The 4598-nt window shown below is 72.8% G+C and carries 3 protein-coding genes; 2 read left to right on the top strand and 1 reads right to left on the bottom strand.

Translation table 11 applies throughout. The annotated features are described in order from the left end of the window. The first annotated feature begins 22 nt into the window (after window positions 1-22). Window positions 23-730 (top strand): hypothetical protein, encoded by a 708-nt coding sequence (locus tag EF918_RS32935; RefSeq protein WP_125652568.1) that lies wholly within the window; start codon window positions 23-25, stop codon window positions 728-730. A 9-nt stretch (window positions 731-739) separates the two neighbouring features. Beyond that, entirely contained in the window at window positions 740-2008 is a 1269-nt protein-coding gene (locus tag EF918_RS32930; RefSeq protein ID WP_125652567.1) for a HAMP domain-containing sensor histidine kinase, read from the top strand. A 72-nt stretch (window positions 2009-2080) separates the two neighbouring features. Here EF918_RS32930 and EF918_RS32925 read toward each other — a convergent pair whose 3' ends face one another. Continuing rightward, window positions 2081-4168, bottom strand: a complete 2088-nt coding sequence (locus EF918_RS32925) for a PhoX family phosphatase (RefSeq protein WP_125652566.1) — start codon at window positions 4166-4168, stop codon at window positions 2081-2083. Between the last annotated feature and the right edge of the window lie 430 nt (window positions 4169-4598).

The following is a 4598-nucleotide window of genomic DNA, read 5'->3' as shown; positions in this document are numbered from 1 at the left end:
ACGGAAGGGGGAGGATCGGGGTATGGGGAGATGGCCCCGTTGGATCGTGGTGGTGGTTGCCGGGGCAGCGGCAGCCGGCTGCGCCGACGTCGAGGGACTGCGGAGCAAGGGCGACCTCGGCGAGGTCCACGCGCCGCAAACGCTCTGGCCCGACCACCGCCCGGCCCCGCTGCCACCGGACGAGGCGACGCGGGGCCAGGCCACACCCGTGCCCGGGATCCCGCCCCGGCCGGGGCAGAGCATGCGCGGGGCCGACGCCCTGGCCGTGCTCAAGGCCGACGTCACCGCCGCGACCCGCCTCGACGGCGGGACCGGCCGCCTGGTCGACCCCCGCACGGTCCAGCGCCTCGCCCTGTGCGACGACAGCAGCAGCGGCGGCCCCGACTGCCCGGTCCGCCCGCCCGTGCTGCACGACCTCACCGACGACGGCAAGGAGGAGCTGATCACCGCGGTCGACGTCGACGACCGGGTCAGCGAGCTCCGCGTCTACACCGTCCGCCCCGACGGGACCGTCGCCCGCATCCTGTCCCGCCGCGGGGTGCTCACCGGCGTCGAGGTCGCCGCCGACCACCTCGCCGTCCGCGAGCCCACTTCCAACGACCGGCTCGTCGCCATCACCGACTACGTCTGGAACCCGCGGACCTCGGTCATGGAGCTGACCGCCCTGACGATCGACGAGTGCCCGGCCGGCACGGCCTCCACCACGCAGTGCCCGCCCGGCGGGACCTAGGCCTCGGCCATGCGCCCCACGAGCAGCCTCCGCTGGAAGATCGCGCTGACGACCACGGCCGTGTGCTGCGCGGTCGCCGCGGTCCTCGGCGTGCTGGTGCACAACGTCGTGGCCCGGCAGATCGCCGGCGAGGTCCGCAAGGAGGCCCACCAGGCCTTGGAGCACGCCCTGTCCCACTACGCGTACGGCACCACCCACGGCGACGTGAACTCCGTCCTCGACCCGCCCGACCTGCCGGGCCCGCTGCACCTCCTGGTCGACCGCGGGGAGACCGGCAGCATGGTCGGCCGGCACGACGGCAAGCCGGTCATGTGGGCCGCGGGACCGGCCGACGGCAAACCGCTGGCCGTCTGGGTGCCGTACCAGAGCACCCAGGACCGGCTGCGCGACGTGGACACCGCGATCCTGGCCTCGGCCGCGCTCGCGGCCGGCACGGTGGCACTGGCCGGTCTGTTCCTGGCCGGCCGGATCAGCCGGCGGCTGGTGACCACGGCCGCCGTGGCCCGCCGGATCAGCGCGGGCGACCTCGACGCCCGCGTCGGGTTCCCCACGGCGGAGGGCCAGGGGCCCGCGCCCGCCGAGGGCCGCTTCCGGTCGCACGACGAGGTCCGGGACGTCGCCCTGGCCCTGGACTCCATGGCCGGCTCGCTCCAGGCCAGGCTGGAGGCGGAGAAACGGTTCACGGCGGACGTCGCGCACGATCTGCGCACCCCGCTGACCGGCTCCCTCGCGGCGGCGTCCCTGCTGCCCGAGGGCCGGCCCAAGGAAATGATCAACGACCGGCTCCGGGCCCTGCACCGGCTCACCGAGGACCTGCTGGAGATCTCCCGGCTGGACTCCGGTGTGGAACGGGCCGACCTCACCGAGCTGGACCTCGGCCGCGCGGTGGAACGGGCCGTCACCGCGGCCGGCCACCCCGAGGTGACCGTGACCGTCGTGCGCGACGCGCGGGTGCTCACCGACCGGCGCCGGCTCGACCGGATCCTGGCCAACCTGCTGGGCAACGCGCAGCGGCACGGCCGCCCGCCGGTCGAGGTGACCGTGGACGGCCCGGCGGTGGTGGTCCGCGACCACGGCCCGGGCTACCCGCCCGAGCTGATCCGGCTCGGCCCCCAGCGCTTCCGCACCGGCGACCCGGGCCGCGGCCGGGGCCACGGGCTGGGGCTGACCATCGTGGTGGGCCAGGCGGCCGTCCTGAAGATCGCCCTGAGCTTCGCCAACGCCCCGGACGGCGGCGCGGTGACCACCCTCGCCCTCCCCCCGGTCACCGGCCCGTGACCGGGACGGCACCGGGAAGGGGGCGAGGGCGGTGCTCCCCCACGGAGCACCGCCCTCTCGGGTCAGCGCCGGTCAGACACCGATGTTCCTGCCGTCCTTGCGCCAGACCGAGACCACGGCCGGGCGGACGATCCTGCCCGGGCCGTCGGGCCACACCGACTGGGGCTTCTCGACGGACGCGCCGTCGATCTCGCCCGGGTGCTGCACGGCGACCACGACGCGCTTGTCCTGGACCAGCGGGCCACAGGTCTCGGCGCCGCGCGGCACGGTCAGGAACTGCTTGAGCTCACCGCGGCGCTCACCGGAGGTGGCGACGCCGAACATGCCGTCGTGCGAGCCGAGCTGGTTGCCGTCCGTGGAGATCCACAGGTTCCCGTGCGGGTCGAACGTGACGTTGTCCGGGCACGAGATCGGGCTGACCTGGTCCTTCGGGAAGCCCGCGAAGTAGGTGGCCGGGTCCTTCGGGTCTCCGGCGACCAGGAACAGCCGCCAGGCGAAACCGTCACCGGACGGGTCGTCGAAGTTCTCGGCGAGCTCCAGGATCTGGCCGTGCTTGTTGAGGTTGCGCGGGTTGGCCTCGGTGGCGCCTTCCTTGCCGGGCTTGCCGCGGTCGGCGTTGTTGGTCAGCACCACGTAGACGCGGCCGGTGCGCGGCGAGGGCTCGATGTCCTCGGGACGGTCCATCTTGGTGGCGCCCGCCTTGTCGGCGGCCAGGCGCGTGAAGACGAACACCTCCTCGGCGGTCATGCCCTCGATGTGCGAGACGTTGCCGGCCGGCGAGGCGGTGGCGAGCTTGATCCAGGCGCCGGAGCCGTCGAACTGGCCGTCGGAGGGGAGCTTGCCGGAGCCGTCGATCTCGGCGGCCGGGGAGTCACCGGTCAGCTTGGCGACGTAGAGGGTGCCCTCGTCGAGCAGCGTGAGGTTGTGCTCCTTCGCCGCGCGCGAGTCGCCCTTCATCATCCGCTTCGAGGAGACGAACTTGTAGAAGTAGTCGAAGCGCTCGTCGTCGCCCATGTAGACGACCGGGCGGCCGTCCTCGGTCAGGCGCGGCTGGGCGCCCTCGTGCTTGAAGCGGCCCAGCGCGGTGCGCTTGCGCGGGGTGGAGTGCGGGTCGTACGGGTCCAGCTCGACGACGTAGCCGAAGCGGTGGACCTCGTTGGGCTCCTGGACGCAGTCGAAGCGCTTGTCGAACCGCTCCCACTTGCGCTCGGACTCCCCGGAGGTCACGCCGTAGCGCTTGAGGCGGGCGGCCTGGGTGGGGTCGGTGACCTTGCCGGCGTTGGCGAAGTACTGGTTGAAGTTCTCCTCGCCGTGGAGGGTGGTGCCCCACGGGGTGGTGCCGCCGGAGCAGTTGTTCAGGGTGCCGAGGACCCTGGTGCCGGAGGGGTCGGCGGAGGTCTTCACCAGGGCGCTGCCGGCGACCGGGCCGGAGAGCTTGAACTCGCTGGTGGCGGTCAGGCGGCGGTTGAGCTGGTGGCGGTTGACCGCGGTCAGCTTGCCGCTGCGGTGGTCCTCCTGCACGACGACCACACCGAGGCCGTGCGCGGCCCAGGCGATCTCGACCTGCTCGCGGGTCGGGTTGGCCGGGTCGTAGCCCTTGAACATCAGGTTCTCGTCCGTGTACTCGTGGTTGGCCACGAGCAGCTGCTGGCGCTCGTAGGGGCCACCCAGCGGGAGCAGGGCGAGGAAGTCGTTGTTGTAGCCGAACTGGCCGGCCTGGGCGGCGGCGGTCTGCTTGTCCGGGTTGAAGCCCGGCGCGCCCTTGACGATCGGGTCGCCCCAGCGGATGACCACGTTCTGCTCGTAGCCCTCGGGGACGGTGACCTTGTCGTCGGTGTTCGGCACGACCGGCTTGAAGCGCAGGCCACGGGCGCCGTCGGCGCCGGCGTTCTTGGCCTCGGCGGCCTCGGCGGCGGTGGCGGAGGAGCTGCCGCCGGCGACGGTGACGGCGGCGCCGGCCGCGGTGGCGACGGTCACGACGGCGGCGGTGCGCAGCATCGAGCGGCGCGACCAGGCACCGGCGATGACGTCACCGACGTACTCGTTGTCGCTGGTGTTGGGCACCTCGTGGAAGCAGGCGTTGCCGCAGCGGTAGCGGCAGGTGAGGGCGGAACGGCCGCCCCCATGCGAATTGCCTATGAACGGCAGGAGCTTGCGCACGGGTGTCCTCCGGTCTGTGCACACCGACAACCTGTCGGATCGAATCGACCGCGACGGTAGGGGGGCGGTGCGCCACTGCGGCGGCCGGAGGATGAACGAAGGGTGAACCGGGCACGTCGGAGCGGGAGTTCTACGCCGGGGGGCGCCGGGAGTCCCCCCAACGGCGGTGGGGGGCGCCATGTTGCGCCGACCCTGCTGAAGATCGCCCTCCGTGGCCGATAACCTTACGTGTCCACTCTGGGCAGGGATCTTCCGCACAGCACGGACAAATGACTCAAGCAACTCATGCGAAAGGCCTCGCTCATGGGTATTCGGAGCTTGTTGCGCAAGGTGTTCGGCCGCTCCTCGGCGGAGCCGGTCCAGGAGCCCACGACGTCCGGCGAGGCGTCCGGGGCTCCCTCCCTTCCCGCCCAGGGCGACCGCACTCCGC

Source organism: Streptomyces sp. WAC06614 (genome assembly GCF_003949795.1).
Lineage (GTDB): Bacteria > Actinomycetota > Actinomycetes > Streptomycetales > Streptomycetaceae > Streptomyces.
Note: the sequence above shows the minus strand (reverse complement) of the source record. Positions and strands in the feature narration are given on the sequence as shown.